Genomic DNA, 15,872 nt, shown 5'->3' on the forward strand with positions numbered 1-15,872 from the left:
TACAACAAACTACATTGAAATTTAGTCGGATTTAACTGTAGCATATTTTGGGTTCCAGTTAAGATGCGTTTACCCTGAGTCAAAAAGTGCGATCGCATCCAGCCACCCATTCAACTCTCCTCCCTTCATGTCCCCCCCTTCTTAAGGGGGGCGCCAGGGGGATCAGGCCTCAAAAATCACCCTCGATCGAACCCAACAACTCCCCACAAACCCCCTCAAAACTCTGCAACAACTCAACATTCGTAAACCTGACAACTTTCAATCCATACCCCTCTAAAATCCCGGTTCTTTCTGCATCATATAGTTTCCCTTGTTCCGTAAAATGACTCTCGCCATCAATCTCAATTACTAACAGTAAAGCCGCACAATAAAAATCTACAATAAAATTGTCGATCGCCCTTTTGGCATCGAAAGGGCGATCGCTCAGAAGAATCGGGCATTATTTCTCAGCGAGCAACATGATGAATAGATTCAATATATCGCTCAATTTCCTCCTCTGTGCAACTAATTCCATTCTGCAAAAGTTCATATTCACTGATATCTATCTCATCATTCCAAACCAGTGCATAACCACCAGGTTCAACTGTAAAATTTCTGAAAAACACAGGATTACTTAAGGTCATAAACATCGGATTCTCTAATAATTTAGAGATGTCGTATTTTTTAAATTCTAGATTGGTAAACTTAACCATCAATGTGCGATCGTCAATAGCTTTAGCAGAAACAATGCGTTCAGGTTTCATAAACAGATCGGAGTTATTTTAATGGTGGAAGTTTACTAAATTCTTGGCTATTCCACATATCCAGCAGTTCTTTCTGGTACAACGTAGCCCATTCTATTACCAGCTTTTGGGCCCGATTCGGTAAATCTCCTTCTATAATTTCTAAAGACTCAATACCGATCAAAGCGTTGTACTCACCGTAAACTGCGTGAAAATGAGGAGGTGGGTGATCCCCAAAGAAAATTTTGATGATTATTCCGTAAAATCGTGCAACTTCTGGCATAAAGGTTCTTTAAAGAATGATACGAGGACTATTATAGCCGAGCCAAGGAGACAATATTAGTTTATCCCAAACCATGTCTACTCGACAACTAGAGCGAGATCCCTTTTTGGCTGGGAAAGGTCGATCGCTCTTTTAGTATGGAAAGGTCGAGATCCCTTTATTTCTATTTCTCAATGCGCGGGCGATCGCCTTTTTCTATCGACCACAGTCAAGAGCGATTCCCTACGGGATAGCTTCGCTTCACACATTTTTGTAATAAAATACGATACAGTAGAAGTATTGTCCAACCCTTGCCCCCATCCGAGGTAACAATGCAAATCACCTTGAGCCAAGAGCAAACCCAAGTCCTTGAAGCTTTAGTAAAGCACGGTCAATATCCCTCCCTTGAAGAAGCAATTAACACAGCCTTGCTGTTATTAATCGATGATGTTACTTTATCCGATGACGGCAACAGCCCAAACTATTTAGCGTGGGTACAAGAAACAGGGAAGAAAATCGATATAGCACGAGAACAAGCACAACGGGGTGAGTTGCTCAATGCAGACGATGTATTAGCTCAACTTAGAGATAAAGTCAAAAAAGCCAGAGAATTAAGAGCATGAATCGCTTGCTTATTACGATCGAAGCGAGTCGAGATTTATCCGAAATTTCCGATTACTTTTTGGCGCAAAGTGTAGATGCGGGCGATCGCTTTGTGGAAGGATTTGGTAAAAAATGTCAGCAGATTGCACAGTTTCCATATTTGGGGCGATCGTATTCACAATTTTCTCCCAGTTTACGTGGTGTGCCATTGATGGGATACATCATTTTTTATCAAATAGTTGGTGATGGTATTGAGATTTGGCGCGTTATTAGTGGTTATCGTAACTTGCAGGATGTTTTCAATACTGATTGAGTAAAAGCAATACGATCGCTCTTGTGTCTGGGAAGGTCGATCGCTCTTTTTGGCATAGAAAGGTCGATCGCTCTTTTGGGAATGGAAAGGGATATTGAAAAATACTTAAACTACCTGATTGCCAATCAAGATTTTTTCCAGCAGACAACATCCACAATTTGCGGGATGGTGGAAATCGAACAGGTGGAATTGAACCGGGAGCAGCAAGAGAGGGAACGTCAGCGCGATCGCGAACAAATGAATTATACAAGCAAAAGGAACAAGAGCAGGAAGAGCGCGATCGAGAACAAATGGAAATCGACAGCAATAACGAAGACAAATAAACAAAAAACCGGGTTTCTGATCAAACCCGGCTACTAGGAGTACAAGCGATATTAACACTGCTCAAACCTCAATTCTTTAATAACTTCATCCCCATTTTCACTTTGTCCAAAATCGTCTTTTGTGAGACACAAGTAATCAGACAAAGCTTGCCGCAATTCAAAGTATCGCGGCGGACTTCTTGAGCTTTTTCGCCGTACCAAATCTCGCGGGCGCTGGCGTTTTTCACATTACCAATCACCGGATACTCATCGCACAATTTCACATCGCCGCGCGTATCAATCCAGTAATTTCGCAGTCCAACGCGACAAGGACGAGTTGAATCAGGAGCTTTTTCTTCGGCAAAGTGAGGAATCATCAATCGCAACACTTCATCGCTGTTCATAATTGGAGCGCCGTTCTTCTTCATTTCAATTAGCCGCTCGATTACTTGTGCAAATTCCTCCATGTCTTCTTTTTCAATCCACAATTCCTCGTAGGTTTCTGGCGTCCAGCGGTTGACCGGTTGGAAGTTCACCGTCGTCGCCCCAATTCCCTGAGCCCAGGTGACTATTTCCGGGAGGTGGCGGAAATTCAGTCGGTTCATTGTCGGTTTGACGTTGATCGGAAACAGGACGTTCTGTTTTTCTTGTTCTTCGCGCAGATAACCGATTCCTTTAGAAAGTCTGTCGAACAATCCCGGTTGACCCCGCAAATAATCGTGCAGTTCTGCATTCGGCCCGTCAACTGACATATTCACATTAAAAGGACGAGCAGCGACAGTTTTGGCTGCGTTTTCCCTGGTCATGCAATAGCCGTTGGTGGTGACGCCGGCGTGAATGCCATTTTTATTCGCAAAGGCCAGCAAGTCTAGAAAACCTTTTTTAATATAAGGTTCGCCGCCGCTAAAGTTGATGGAAAATTCGCCCACAAATTCTTTGACGCTCAAGAGGGCATTTTGCCATTCTTCGATCGTCATTTCGTCTTTATATTCTTTGAGTCGCCAATACTCGCACTGGCGGCATTTAACATTGCAGCGCTCGTTGACAATCCCGTAAAAAGTGACTGGGCTTGTCACGTCGTATCCTGTATTGATCCGCAGCGATTCGGCTACTGCACTCTTGGTGTGCTTGACGCCCAGTCTCGATAATGTTAAAGCATCCATGTCTTTTTTTCCTTACGTGTTGTTAGCTAGGTCAATTCCTCGATCCCTTTTTTGTGCGTATAATTACGCATTACTGATTACGTATTCCTTTTGAGTAGGTATGCCCCATCCTAAGTGTTCCGTTTGGGTATGGCTAGATGTTTGTCAAATATTTATAATATTAAGACTTGTAACATATTAGTAATTCTAATTAATGGGGCGAGATTTTCTGTGAAAAAATGAAGTTGGCTTAAAAATTGCCAAAGTATATGAGCTTAAGATTGACTTTGATTAATAATTGTAATTTGTGTTTAAAATTGGTTAAATAACTTAATATTTTGCCTCAGTAGAACTACTTACGTAAGCAGTATCAATAATTTATTGTTATAGTCAAATGAGCAGCCTGTACAGCAGCTAACTTCACACAAGCTTTACAATATGGGAATTTAAGTATTTACACGGCAAAAAATGGCGACAAACATGGGACGATATTTGCACGTACTGAAATTGTTCTGGGGTGCGGCGATCTCCGCGGAACTAGAATACCGAATCAACTTTGTCCTCGCGGCCATCAGCAGCCTCGGAAATCTTGCGGGCAGCTTGTTTGGGCTATTTTTGTTCTATCGTACTGGCTACACGTTTTCGGGTTGGAAATGGGAAGAGGCCTTAGTTGTACTCGGCATTTTCACGATTTTGCAGGGGTTTTCGTCAACGTTTCTAGCACCTAATCTCAGCCGTATTGTCGATCGAGTCCAGCAAGGTACTCTCGATTTCGTACTCCTCAAACCCATCAGTTCCCAATTCTGGCTATCTGCAAACACAGTTTCGCCTTGGGGAATCCCAGATTTAATCTTGGGCACCGTATTGTTGCTGTATGCTGCCAACAAATTGGGAGTAGCAATCGGCAACTATTTTTTAACAGCAATACCGCTGTTCTTCGGAACTATTACTCTTTACAGTATATGGTTTATGTTAGGGGCAACCAGCATTTGGTTTGTGAAAATTTACAATGTTACCGAAGTTCTCGAAGGATTGTTAGAAGCGGGTAGATTTCCCATGGCAGCTTATCCTGCTGCTTATCGATTTTTCTTCACTTTCGTAGTTCCCGTTGCCTTCTTGACGACTGTGCCAGCAGAAGCCATGCTGGGGAGAGGTGAAATCGTTTGGATCGCAGGGGCGGGAATATTGGCGATCGGGCTGTTATTGTTCTCCCGCTACTTCTGGCAATTTGCACTCCGCTTTTACACCAGCGCTTCCAGCTAGTTAAGTCGGTAGGTAAGCAGCAGCACATCTAGAGTGTCTATTAGGTTTGAGAGGGAGAGGATTTGACACGGGGGAATAGGGAATTGAAATATAAATTTTCCAGGCAAAACAGCTTATCTAAAAAATATTTGTTTCTATTTACTTAGATAGTTAAATAAATGTAAGATTTCAACTTATCCTGGAAATGTAAACTGGAACTAAACCACGCAAACGAAGGGAAACCAATGAAAAGAAAAAAACTGGGTAACAGTAATTTTACTATCAGCGCGATCGGTCTTGGAGGTATGCCAATGTCCTTAAGCGGCAGGCCGCCCGAAGATCAATCAATTGCGGTAATCCACCGCGCCCTCGATTTGGGTGTCACCCTTATTGACACCGCAGATTCCTACTGCCAAGATCAATCCGACAAACACCACAACGAGCACCTGATTGCCAAAGCTTTGGAACAGTATAGCGGAGATGTTAGGGCCGTTACTGTTGCCACTAAAGGCGGCTTAATGCGGCCTCAAGGTGCTTGGACGCGGAACGGCAACCCCCACCATTTACGCAAGACAATTCGCGAAAGTTTTGAAGCATTGGGGGGCAAGGAACCGATCGACCTTTGGCAATATCACTCACCCGATCCCGCTTATACCATCGAAGCAGCCCTAGCACCCGCAAAAGAAGCTGTAGAAGCAGGAATGATTCGATTTATTGGAGTGTCAAACTTTTCTGTAGAGCAGATCAAACGTGCCCGCGATACAGTAGAAATTGTCTCTGTTCAGAATCAATATAATCCTTGGCACAGACAGCCCGAATCAGACGGCGTTCTGGAATATTGCGAAACAGAAAAACTGACATTTTTTCCCTGGAGTCCTTTAGGAGGAAGCCGCCGCGCCACCAGCTTGCAAGATATGCCCGCGATCGCCAAATTAGCAGCAGAAAAAAACGTTTCAGTTTACTGTATAGTATTAGCTTGGTTGATGGCTCAATCGCCTTGCGTCGTTCCGATTCCCGGTGCGACCAAAGTATCGAGTATTGAAGACTCTGTGCAGGCGCTCGAAGTTAAATTGACTGACGAGGAATTGCAACAAATTGCCGTAAGTTAAGTATATCAGGGCAAAAAAACAATAGAACAGGCTTTCCGGCCTGTTCCACTAGAACTTTATTGTGGGGTGGGTTGGAAAACCCGCCCTTGAAAGTGAGATTTAATGAGTAAAGTTGACATTTTTTGAGGAATTGAGTTTAATGGAAGCTAATCAAGTGAATGCCGATCGAGACGTAGCAATTGAACATCAAAACGTACCTGTCGCCCATGAAGGACTGCACAACTTTTTATACAGTTCCGACTCAGAACACAACGCAGCAGCCGCTATTTCTGAATTAGAAAATGACGGCACGCAAGTAATGTCGATCGATACATGGCGCGATTTGGCAACTAACGCGAAAGTCGCCGGCGTTTACGCTGTAATGGATATTTCCCGCAATACTCAGTTTATCGGTTATTCGCGAAATATCCTGCTTTCAATCAACGGTCACATCGCCCAAAACGGCGTCGAAAATTGCGCTTTCCTGCGGGTGCAAACTTTCAAATTCCCGAAGCGGGAAGAAATGGAAAGTTTGCGGGATGCTTGGATAGCCGAACTCGGCAGCATTCCGCCTGGAAACGGTGCTGAAAGCGAAATGTGGGCGGCTACGGTAGGCCAAGCAGCGCGCGCTGCTATGTCTGCTGAGGAACAAAAAGCTTATGAGGAAAAGAAGCTGAAATTGCGGAAAGCAATGGCAGATTCCACTCTTACCAAAGAGTTAGAAACAGCCGCCAAAAGTGATGGCGAACAGGCTAAGGATTTGGAAGCGGCTGTTAACAATGATGATTGGAGTGCTGTGATTCACTCGCAAACCCAGGAAACAAAATCCGCCGAATAACATTCGCGAAAATACCCAGATTGGTAGGGGGGTTCGCCAAAGTTTATATCATCAAATAGCAGAATTAAGCAACCCGCCCCACCCATCCCAGATACCGACAAACCTGTTCCGCAATCAGAATTTATTGGTTGGGTGGGGCCGGGTTTATTAATATTTGGGAGGGAATTAAAAATTGTTGGTGAACCCGCCCCTACAAAATTAATGACTAACTTTTCGTTCAGTAACTAAAGTCAAACTTACCCATTCACCCCGCTCATCGTAACTGCGAATCATCCGAAACCGCAAGTCAGGTTCTACCAACCAACCAGCCTCGAAAAATATAGGTTTTCTGGATTCAATCTTGACAGGTAAAGTGCAAGAACCTCCGTCAGGAAGCAGCACAACTTGCACGGGCGAAGCACCTTCGTTAAAGTGCAGAACTGAACCGTCAATCCTGGCGCTAGAACTGATAACATTAGTATTACTGCCAAAAGTAATTTTCTGCTGTAGGCGATCGCTACTTTCTAAATGCAATTGCAGTTTGGTAGAATAAAAGTCAGGAGAACGCGAATCTGGATACATTGTCACGGCCTCGCCCTGCCACTCTCCCAGCAAATCGTCAACTGTTAAAGGCGGACGTTCGGGGACATTTTTATCAAGCTGCTTTTCCCTAATTAAGGTAAGTTTGGATAAATTGCCGTCGGTATTGTAGAGCTGAACGAAGCGCAACCGGCGATTATTGTAGATAAAACCAAACTCGGCACCGCACTCAGAATAAGGCGCGAGTTGAATAGTACCCTGAGAAAAAGCTCCCTTCTCAAAAAATAGGATATCTCGTCCCAAACTTTGATATTCTCGAACAAGTTCGCTGACTTCCGGTTCGCCGACACCGCTAGGATTTGGGGAAAACCGACGGAGTTTCAATCGCACTGTTTTGTTGTCATTGAAACCTTCAAGAGAAATAATGCTAGGAGTATCTTGAAGTACCTCTCCTCGCGGCGATAACTGGGTAAAAGAACCGTGCCATTCTCCCAAGTTTTGCAGAAAGTTTTCCCATTGTGATACCATATTTTTACCTGTGGATATATGTCTAAAAATAGAATTATAACTCTACTGACGGATTTTGGATTAAGCGATGTTTATGCAGGAGTGATGAAAGGTGCGATCGCCCAAATTAACCCGCACTTAAAAGTCATGGACATTACACACCAAATACCATCTCAAAATATTGCGGCCGCGAGGTTTTGTTTGATGACTGCTTTTGCTTATTTTCCGCCGGAAACCGTACACGTTGCTGTCGTCGATCCGGGTGTGGGAAGCAAGAGACGCGGGGTTGCGATTAAATGTGCTAATTGCTTTCTGGTGGGGCCCGATAACGGGTTGTTTAGCGGGGTATTGAGTCGGGAAAGCGCGAGATCATCTGTCGAACTCACCAACCCCAAATACTGGCGCACACCTCAACCCAGCAGCACTTTTCACGGTCGCGATATTTTTGCAGCAGTGGGCGCTCACTTGGCGAATGGGGTGGCTTTGGAAGAGTTGGGGGAGGATCTCGACCCTGCAAGTTTAGTGCAGTTAGAGATACCAAATTGTGCCGTTACCGCCACGGGTATAGAAGGCTGTGTTCAATATGTCGATCGCTTCGGCAATCTAATTACCAATATCCCCAATGATTCCATTATAGGCAACAATTGGTCAGTGACAATTAGCAATAGTTCTGATGCAACTCGCATCCCCAGCGGTAAAACCTACAGCGACAGCAAGCCTGGGGATTTAATTGCCATAACTGGTTCTGACGGTTGGCTAGAAATTGCCGTTAATGGCGGCAGCGCTCAATCAGTATTAAAATTGGAATGCGGAGCGATCGTGCAATTGCTTTTTGAAACTAACAATTAAAATCATCTCTTTCAGTCCCTCTCTGCTGGAAATTTGTTCGTGTAGAAGCGATTTCAAGAGACTGTTTTATATCTGAAATAAAATTTTGACTATTTAGCCAAGTTAAAAACAATAATTATTAACTTCAAAAAGTAGCCTATTTTGAGGTAAAATCAATCCTGATGCTTCCTCAGTTAACAATTGGTTGTATATTGTATCCGCTTGCCCCAAAAATTCTTGAGGCAAAAATCTAAATATTGATGCAGCAACATATTGTTTTTCTTTTTCAAAGCTAATCCAGTTTCTTGATAATTCTTCTGCTGCATGACCCGTAGTATTAGAACCAGAAAAAATATCTACTACCAAGTCTCCCGGTTCAGTAAGAAAATTTATAAAAAATGACGGTAATCTTTGGGGAAAACGTGCCGGATGCGCCTTAACATTAAACTCTTTGCACCAACGCAAGTATTGAGAATTACTTTCCGAATTAGAAATTTCTAGCAAATTAGATGGAATAGCACCTCCATTATCTTTGGCAAATCGATCGCTAATATTGTGACCGGAAGGACGTTCTTTGGGCGTGTAAAATTCATCAGCATTTTTCAAAAGTTTTTTCATTCTCTCAGAATACTCTACTTTGACTTTACTAATATTCGCTTGAGGCTGATTCGTTTTGGAAAGCCACCAAACAGTATTCACAGAATCTTTAGCCCGGATTTTCTTTTTATTCACCCACTCTATAGGAGATGGAAGTTTTGAAGGATTAAACCAGAAAAACTCTTGAGCAAGTTTAAATTCATATTCGTCACATAACCTAATAAGTACGCGGTAATTATACAGCGATCGTACAGGTATTCCTTTTTGATAAGCACCTCCAAGGTCTATAACAAAACTTCCAGTATCCTTGAGAACTCTTTTAATTTCAGGAGCAAAGCCCAGCAGCCAATCAACATATAAATCTTGATCTTCATTTCCATAACTCTTTTGGCGTTGCAATGCAAAAGGAGGGGATGTAATCACCAAATCTACAGAATTGCTAGCAAGACTATTCAGGAGATGAAGAGAATCTCCCAAATAAGATTGACCGTATTGGGTGGTGTAAATTGGGGCGGGCAAAATGTTACTCATGCTTAATTTAGATTAGTTTAAGGTACAACAGACACAGCCTACTGTCATTATATCAAAATACGTACTGAAAGTTCGACTAAATCCGTACTTTCAGTACGTTGTATAGTGTATAAATTCTTCGTACCATTCAAAAAGCGAACTTTCAGTTCGTTTTTATGAATTGTGAGGGGTATGAATTACAAAGAAGCCAGACAACAATTTGCGGCCAAGGTAAGTCAGTTACGCAGAGAAAAAAGGATGACACAGGACGAGTTAGCAGAACTCATAGACAAGACTACTGACTATATCAGCTTATTGGAACGCGGTGAAAGATCGCCATCCTTTGAAGTTATTTTTGATCTAGCTGAAGCGCTCGATGTACCCGCTACTTATTTAATCAGTTTTAGCCAAAGCGGCGAGAGTACAGCTCTCATTAGCACCCTGATAGCTGAACCAGTTTCTCCGTCAGTTGTGGAGCCTGTTGAAGAAGCTGTTACCACGGAAGCAGAACGCATTTCAGATGCTAAACGGCTAGAAAATGCTATGAAAAGCATCCAAGAATTGCAAAATCTGGCTAGTGAATATGGTATTGCGGATATTTTTCAAGATAACGGGGGAAAGACTTTACAGTTATTAATCCTTTTAGGGCTGCGGATCTCACCTGGACGTGAAGGAAACGATGCTATTGATGCTGAAGGAAAAGAATACGAACTTAAAACAATAAATATTGCTCTCAATAGAAGCGCTGGGGTCACTACTCACCATCATTTGAATGAAATTATACTTGACAAATATCGCAGAGTAGAAGCTTGGTATATTGGACTGTATGAAGGCATAATTCTCAAAGAGATTTATAAACTTACACCGGAAATGCTGGAACCTAAGTTTAAAGAATGGGAAGAAAAAGTGAGGCTAAGAAACGAGCCGCTAAACAATCCTAAAATTCCATTAAAATTAGTGAAAAAAGGGCAACTTGTCTACTCTCACAGTAAATAATAGTTGCCCGATAGTGTTTAAAGGGGATTAGGTTGTGTTTGTGTAGAAACGATAGGTTGCCTACAGGTAGAGACTTTTACCCTCAAGCTACCACGAAATTAACCAACTTTCCAGGCACCACAATTACCTTTTTAATCTCCTTACCTTCCAGGTGACGCTTGGCTAATTCCGACTCGCGAGCAAAGTTTTCCAAAGCAGCTTTATCAGCACCAGAAGGCACTTGAATTGTGCCGCGAGTTTTGCCCATAACTTGAATTACCAGCGTAATTTCATCGGTAATTAATGCAGAAGCATCCACACTCGGCCAAGTTTGCCTGTGTACCGATTCACTGTTACCAGTATTGTGCCACAATTCATCAGCAATATGCGGCGCAAAAGGCGCTAACAAGCGAATCAAAGTGTTAATTCCTTCTGCATAAATTGGCGAATCTTTACATTTAGCATCATTCAAAGCATTGCTGAGTTTCATCATTTCAGAAACAGCAGTATTGAACTGATAATCGCCCTCCAAATCTTCGCTCACTTCCTTAATTGCAGTGTGAATCGCCCGCCGCAAATCCTTCTCTGGTTTACTTAATACCTCTTTCTCCCCCCCTTGGGAAGGGGTGAAAGACGGGAGATTATCTTTCTCCCCCCCTTGGCAAGGGGGGGCTGGGGGGGGTGCACCAAACTCTGTAACCACGCGCCAAACGCGATTTAAAAAGCGAAATTGCCCTTCCACATCGGCATCGTCCCACTCCAAATCCTTCTCTGGCGGTGCTTTGAATAAAATAAACATCCGCGCCGTATCTACCCCATATTTGCCCATAACTTCCAAGGGGTCAACGCCATTGTATTTTGATTTGGACATCTTCTCATAGAAGACTTCCAAAGCTTCGCCAGTTTGAGGATCTTTTGGATTTGCGGGGTCTATATCTGCTGGGGGAACATATTTGCCACTAACGGGGTTTTTGTATGCCATTGCTTGCACCATGCCTTGAGTTAACAGGCGTTTAAATGGTTCGTCACAATCGATCAAACCCCGATCGCGCAAAACCTTGGTAAAGAACCGCGAATACAGTAAGTGCAAGATTGCGTGTTCGATGCCGCCCACATATTGGTCTACGGGCATCCAATCATTTGTCTTCGCGGTATCGAAGACTTGCTCTTGATTTTGAGCATCGGGATAGCGCAAGAAATACCACGATGAATCGATAAAAGTATCCATCGTGTCTGTTTCCCGCTTCGCCGGAGTGCCGCAACTCGGACAAGGAACGTTTACCCATTCTTCCATCTTTGCCAATGGCGAACCTTTGCCCGTAAATTCTACATTTTCTGGCAACAATACGGGTAAATCCGATGCGGGGACGGGGACTGTTCCGCAGGTGGGACAGTGAATTACGGGAATCGGAGCGCCCCAATAACGCTGTCTAGAAATTAGCCAATCTCTCAAACGATATTGCACTCGCGCTTTGCCGCAACCTGCATCTTCGGCAGCTTTAATAATTGCTGCTTTGCCTTTAATTGAATCCATGCCGTTGAAGCTTTCGGAATTAATCATAATTCCTGGTTCGGTGTAAGCTTCGGTCAATGGCAGCTCATCATCATCTACAATTACTACTTTAATTGGCAGTTGATATTGATTGGCAAATTTGAAATCTCGCGTGTCGTGGGCAGGTACTCCCATGACTGCGCCGGTGCCGTATTCGTAAAGTACATAGTCGGCTATCCAAATGGGAATTTCTTCGCCGCTGAAAGGATTGATTGCTTTGCCGCCTGTGGGGATGCCGCGCTTTGGTTTGTCTTCGGCTGTGCGATCGATCTCGCTTTGGGCGGCGACTTCTTTGATGAAGGTTTCTACGGCTGCTTTTCTGTCTGCGGTTGTCACGCGCTGAGTTAGTGGATGTTCCGGCGCTAAAACAACGTAACTGACGCCGTAAACTGTATCGGGACGTGTGGTGAAAACGGCGATTTTTTCATCCATTCCGACAATCGGAAATTCTAAGTAAGCGCCGACTGATTTGCCGATCCAGTTGGCTTGCATTAATTTGACTCTTTCTGGCCAATCTGGCAATTTGTCTAAGTCGTTTAATAACTGTTCGGCGTAATCGGTAATTTTGAGGAACCACTGCCGCAATAATTTGCGCTCGACTTTGGCACCGGAACGCCACGAACGACCTTCGTTATCTACTTGTTCGTTTGCTAAAACTGTTTGGTCTATAGGGTCCCAATTAACTGCGGCTTCTTTTTGATAAGCTAATCCGGCTTCTAAAAATTGCAAGAAAATCCATTGAGTCCACCGATAATAATCGGGAGAACAAGTTGTAACTTCTTTTGTCCAATCGAAAGAAATACCCAGGCGGCGAAATAAGCCTTTCATTTGGGCAATATTTTCATAAGTCCATTTTGCCGGGGGAATTCCGCGCTCGATAGCTGCATTTTCTGCGGGCAAACCAAAAGCGTCCCATCCCATCGGATTCAATACCCGATAACCTTGCATTCGCTTGAGTCTGGCAATTACATCGATGATTGTGTAGTTGCGGACGTGGCCCATGTGCAGGTTTCCCGACGGGTAGGGGAACATGGATAAGGCATAAAATTTAGGCTTTTGCGTATCTTCTGGCATCTGGTCTAAGTTTTGCTCAGCCCATGTCTGCTGCCATTTTTCTTCTATGGATTGGGGGTTATATCTTGAATCCACAACAATTTCTCCTTGTATAATTTACTAATGTTTGCTTGAATATTTTTGCACATTCAAGGGGCCTCGATTAGGATTTTTCTGAGCACCAAGGATTTTGGCTCGAATATCTGTATTATATATTGTAGTATAGGTAATTTGAGCTGGGGGGCGATCGACCAAATATCCCCGTTCGCCCTGAAAAAAGTAAATAACTGCTATCCCCAGAAACCCGATTTCTTTGACAAACCGGGTTTATTCTCCTAGTTCGAGCTTAGATGCTATCAGGATCGATGTTCAATTCGCGCAGTTTGGCTGCTAAACGTTCGGCTTTTTGAGCTTCTTGTTCGGCACGCTGCGAGGCTTCTTCGGCGCGCTGCGAGGCTTGTTCGGCACGCTGAAATTCTTGGTCGGCGCGCCGTCGCTCTAATAGCCGCTCTGCATTTATTTCGGAATAGGAAAGAAACTTTTCTCCATCAGGGCGATAGATTTCTAACCCTTCTTCTGGTAACTCAAACCGCACTCCCATTCTGGGACTTATCCATCCCTCCATCGGTTCAATTGGTTCTAAGATTCCTTCAATTCTTTGCCAACCTTCTAACTGATTTCTTTCTGGATCGTAAAGGTAATACTCCTCGACTCCATAACGATAGTAAAATGAAAGTTTCTTGTTCATTTTTGTGTTACTATCGTTGTGGGAGCGAATTTCAAAGACGACTTGGGGAGCAATATTATCTTCGCGAGATTGTATGTAGGAACGTCGCTCGCCTTTTGGTCTACCAAATATCACCATCGTATCCGGCGCTTGAGAAATATCTGGTCTACCTTCAACCGGATACCAAAGTAAATCGGCGGCTACAAACACGTTCGGGTCATCTTCAAACAGCGATTCGCAACCTTCTTTGATTGTGACAATTAATTTGTATTGAATTGTGCTGTCTGCCATTGGTTGACCGTCGCTGGATGGATAAATAATTTCTTCGGTTGTGACTTGCATAGTGGTTGTCTCCGAGAAGTATCTGAGCTTAATTATACTATTGTTTGAAGCAACTATTTTAGCCGAAAATGACATTGCCATTTCCCTACTGACCGACTATTCAAAATAGCGAGCAGCGGCGCTTCAAAGCTGCTTGCAAAAGAGTGTTGTACAGTTTTTCCTTAACAGTATAAGCGCCGAATCTTTCCAAGTGCGGGTTGTTCATTTGAGCGTCGAAAAGTAGATAAGATCGATCGCGCAATCTTTCCACCAACTTCACCATCGCCACCTTAGAACCCTCGGGAATTCGGTAAAACATCGACTCCCCAATAAACGCACCGCCGATCGACAATCCGAGAATACCGCCCGCCAATTCGTCCCCACACCAAGTCTCGAAGCTGTAAGCCCAACCGGCCTCATACAAACCCCAGTAAATCTGCTTGAGCTCCTTAGAAATCCAAGTCGTTTCGCGATCGGCACAACCCTCAACCACCGCCCCAAAATCGCGGTTCACAGCCACCGAAAATCGATTTTGATTGAGTTGGCGACGCAGCGATGTGGGATAGGTAAATCTTTCATCCAGGGGAATCAGCGCCCGCTGACGGCTCGAATACCACCCCAAACTTTCCTCGCCGTCATTTGCCATCAAGAAGTAGCCTTGCGCGTATCCTTGTATAATTGACGGTATATCATATTGCATATATTTATCAGTTGTCATTTGTCAGTTAACTTTTCAAAGTCAACATTAGCAATTAGGAATAATCATGTCTGAAACCATCGAACCTATTACCTTACCGCCCGCCAAAAACCCCGAACAAGAAGGCCAATGGCTCCAACAAACGCTGCTGGCATGGCTAGACTCCGAGTTTATCCCAGAAGCAGCCAACCAGCAAATAGCTAAAAGAGCTGCCCAAATCTATGTCCGCCAGCGCATGGAAGGCGAAAATGACGTGGGCAGCCTCGTAATTGCGATCGTCACCGAAATGCAGGCTTATGATTTTTCTAAAAGCTTCTACGGCGAATTTGCGATCGCCAATGCCGTCAGCGACTTGTTACTCGAAAGTCTCGGCATCGATAAATGCTGTGGCCAGTGAAGCAAGAAGGAGGAAAATTTAACTCATAAGTCTGAAACAAGAATCAACCCCAAACATAATCTTGCCGATTATTTATAAGTTTTTTTCCTTCTTCCTTCTTCCTTTTTCTTTAGAATAAATCTCCAGAAACACGACAATTTCAGAAAAACATCATCCGTGTATCCGTGTCATCATCCGTGTCGTGCCTTCCTTCTTTCTGCTACCAGCTAGACTTCACAACACCGGGCAAAAGACCTTCGTGAGCCATTTCTCGCATCATGTTGCGAGACAGTCCGAAGTCACGATAGTAACCTCTGGGCCGTCCAGTTGCCCAGCAGCGGTTCCGCAAGCGAGTCCGCGAACTGCTGCGGGGTAGCTGTTGTAGTTGGCGGTGAATCGCCATTTTGTCCATCTGATTGTTAGCTTGGTCAAACTGGTCTTTCAGGTCTTCCCGCTTGTCGGCGTACTTGTCTACGAGTCTCTGGCGCTTTTTCTCGCGCTCGACCATGCTCTTTTTAGCCATAATCTGTTGATATCCTTAGATTAATCACAATCTACTATTTTACTATATTTTGGTGATTTCGGATCGCTTTTATTTGAATTATTTCTTTTGTCAACAAGATTTTTAGCAACAGGCAAGATGCCTGTTCCACAATAACTCTACATTTTTAGCAACAGGCAAGATGCCTGTTCCACAA

19 protein-coding genes are annotated in these 15,872 nt (G+C 43.8%); 9 read left to right on the top strand and 10 right to left on the bottom strand.

Translation table 11 applies throughout. The annotated features are described in order from the left end of the window. Window positions 1-169: 169 nt before the first annotated feature. Genes QUB26_RS25340 through QUB26_RS25350 form a run of 3 tightly spaced genes read right to left on the bottom strand, consistent with a single transcriptional unit; the run spans window position 170 to window position 1,005 of the window. Window positions 170-433 (bottom strand): endonuclease domain-containing protein, encoded by a 264-nt coding sequence (locus tag QUB26_RS25340; RefSeq protein ID WP_333320259.1) that lies wholly within the window; start codon window positions 431-433, stop codon window positions 170-172. Window positions 434-446: 13 nt separating this feature from the next. Next, the gene (locus tag QUB26_RS25345; RefSeq protein ID WP_333210733.1) at window positions 447-743 is read right to left on the bottom strand and encodes a DUF2442 domain-containing protein; all 297 of its coding nucleotides are present in this window, start codon (window positions 741-743) and stop codon (window positions 447-449) included. A 13-nt stretch (window positions 744-756) separates the two neighbouring features. After that, window positions 757-1,005 carry a DUF4160 domain-containing protein gene (locus tag QUB26_RS25350; protein WP_106332426.1) on the bottom strand — a complete coding sequence of 83 codons (249 nt, stop codon included), beginning with the start codon at window positions 1,003-1,005 and terminating at the stop codon, window positions 757-759. A 311-nt stretch (window positions 1,006-1,316) separates the two neighbouring features. Here QUB26_RS25350 and QUB26_RS25355 point away from each other — a divergent pair, with 311 nt between their 5' ends. Genes QUB26_RS25355 through QUB26_RS25365 form a run of 3 tightly spaced genes read left to right on the top strand, consistent with a single transcriptional unit; the run spans window position 1,317 to window position 2,260 of the window. Next, window positions 1,317-1,607 (top strand): hypothetical protein, encoded by a 291-nt coding sequence (locus tag QUB26_RS25355; RefSeq protein WP_333210729.1) that lies wholly within the window; start codon window positions 1,317-1,319, stop codon window positions 1,605-1,607. Next, entirely contained in the window at window positions 1,604-1,900 is a 297-nt protein-coding gene (locus QUB26_RS25360; RefSeq protein WP_333320238.1) for a type II toxin-antitoxin system RelE/ParE family toxin, read from the top strand. Before QUB26_RS25355 ends, QUB26_RS25360 begins: the two co-directional genes overlap by 4 nt. Before the next feature lie 21 nt (window positions 1,901-1,921). Beyond that, window positions 1,922-2,260 (top strand): hypothetical protein, encoded by a 339-nt coding sequence (locus QUB26_RS25365; protein ID WP_333210724.1) that lies wholly within the window; start codon window positions 1,922-1,924, stop codon window positions 2,258-2,260. A gap of 31 nt (window positions 2,261-2,291) precedes the next feature. Here the strand turns inward: QUB26_RS25365 and QUB26_RS25370 are convergent, their stop codons facing one another. Continuing rightward, entirely contained in the window at window positions 2,292-3,365 is a 1,074-nt protein-coding gene (locus QUB26_RS25370; RefSeq protein ID WP_333223812.1) for a radical SAM protein, read from the bottom strand. A gap of 447 nt (window positions 3,366-3,812) precedes the next feature. On the opposite strand from QUB26_RS25370, the gene QUB26_RS25375 reads away from it, so the two are divergent. The 3 genes from QUB26_RS25375 (at window position 3,813) to QUB26_RS25385 (ending at window position 6,512) form a co-directional block, all read left to right on the top strand. Continuing rightward, window positions 3,813-4,607: an ABC transporter permease gene (locus QUB26_RS25375; RefSeq protein WP_333242525.1), complete on the top strand. Its 795-nt coding sequence runs from the start codon at window positions 3,813-3,815 to the stop codon at window positions 4,605-4,607. 224 nt (window positions 4,608-4,831) lie between these two features. Further along, window positions 4,832-5,695: an aldo/keto reductase gene (locus tag QUB26_RS25380; RefSeq protein ID WP_333242523.1), complete on the top strand. Its 864-nt coding sequence runs from the start codon at window positions 4,832-4,834 to the stop codon at window positions 5,693-5,695. A gap of 139 nt (window positions 5,696-5,834) precedes the next feature. After that, window positions 5,835-6,512: a GIY-YIG nuclease family protein gene (locus QUB26_RS25385; protein WP_333242521.1), complete on the top strand. Its 678-nt coding sequence runs from the start codon at window positions 5,835-5,837 to the stop codon at window positions 6,510-6,512. 198 nt (window positions 6,513-6,710) lie between these two features. Here QUB26_RS25385 and QUB26_RS25390 read toward each other — a convergent pair whose 3' ends face one another. Next, complete coding sequence (locus tag QUB26_RS25390) at window positions 6,711-7,559, bottom strand: DUF3598 family protein (RefSeq protein WP_333320240.1); 849 nt, start codon at window positions 7,557-7,559, stop codon at window positions 6,711-6,713. 18 nt (window positions 7,560-7,577) lie between these two features. On the opposite strand from QUB26_RS25390, the gene QUB26_RS25395 reads away from it, so the two are divergent. After that, window positions 7,578-8,387: an SAM-dependent chlorinase/fluorinase gene (locus tag QUB26_RS25395; RefSeq protein ID WP_333320242.1), complete on the top strand. Its 810-nt coding sequence runs from the start codon at window positions 7,578-7,580 to the stop codon at window positions 8,385-8,387. A gap of 102 nt (window positions 8,388-8,489) precedes the next feature. Here QUB26_RS25395 and QUB26_RS25400 read toward each other — a convergent pair whose 3' ends face one another. Next, the gene (locus tag QUB26_RS25400; RefSeq protein WP_333320244.1) at window positions 8,490-9,494 is read right to left on the bottom strand and encodes a site-specific DNA-methyltransferase; all 1,005 of its coding nucleotides are present in this window, start codon (window positions 9,492-9,494) and stop codon (window positions 8,490-8,492) included. A 171-nt stretch (window positions 9,495-9,665) separates the two neighbouring features. Between QUB26_RS25400 and QUB26_RS25405 the strand changes: the two genes are divergently transcribed. Beyond that, window positions 9,666-10,469 carry a helix-turn-helix domain-containing protein gene (locus tag QUB26_RS25405; RefSeq protein WP_333320246.1) on the top strand — a complete coding sequence of 268 codons (804 nt, stop codon included), beginning with the start codon at window positions 9,666-9,668 and terminating at the stop codon, window positions 10,467-10,469. Window positions 10,470-10,551: 82 nt separating this feature from the next. Here the strand turns inward: QUB26_RS25405 and leuS are convergent, their stop codons facing one another. The 3 genes from leuS to aat all read right to left on the bottom strand — a co-directional run bounded on the left by leuS (window position 10,552) and on the right by aat (window position 14,801). Further along, window positions 10,552-13,149, bottom strand: coding sequence for a leucine--tRNA ligase (gene leuS / locus QUB26_RS25410; protein ID WP_333320248.1), 2,598 nt, complete (start codon window positions 13,147-13,149; stop codon window positions 10,552-10,554). A gap of 250 nt (window positions 13,150-13,399) precedes the next feature. Beyond that, window positions 13,400-14,122 carry a Uma2 family endonuclease gene (locus tag QUB26_RS25415; RefSeq protein WP_333320250.1) on the bottom strand — a complete coding sequence of 241 codons (723 nt, stop codon included), beginning with the start codon at window positions 14,120-14,122 and terminating at the stop codon, window positions 13,400-13,402. 100 nt (window positions 14,123-14,222) lie between these two features. Then, entirely contained in the window at window positions 14,223-14,801 is a 579-nt protein-coding gene (gene aat / locus QUB26_RS25420) for a leucyl/phenylalanyl-tRNA--protein transferase (protein WP_333320262.1), read from the bottom strand. A 64-nt stretch (window positions 14,802-14,865) separates the two neighbouring features. On the opposite strand from aat, the gene QUB26_RS25425 reads away from it, so the two are divergent. After that, window positions 14,866-15,195, top strand: coding sequence for a hypothetical protein (locus tag QUB26_RS25425; protein WP_190740107.1), 330 nt, complete (start codon window positions 14,866-14,868; stop codon window positions 15,193-15,195). A 199-nt stretch (window positions 15,196-15,394) separates the two neighbouring features. Here the strand turns inward: QUB26_RS25425 and rpsN are convergent, their stop codons facing one another. Continuing rightward, window positions 15,395-15,697 carry a 30S ribosomal protein S14 gene (gene rpsN, locus QUB26_RS25430; protein ID WP_006633844.1) on the bottom strand — a complete coding sequence of 101 codons (303 nt, stop codon included), beginning with the start codon at window positions 15,695-15,697 and terminating at the stop codon, window positions 15,395-15,397. Window positions 15,698-15,872 lie beyond the last annotated feature (175 nt).

The organism is Microcoleus sp. B4-C1 (assembly GCF_036705285.1).
GTDB lineage: Bacteria > Cyanobacteriota > Cyanobacteriia > Cyanobacteriales > Microcoleaceae > Microcoleus.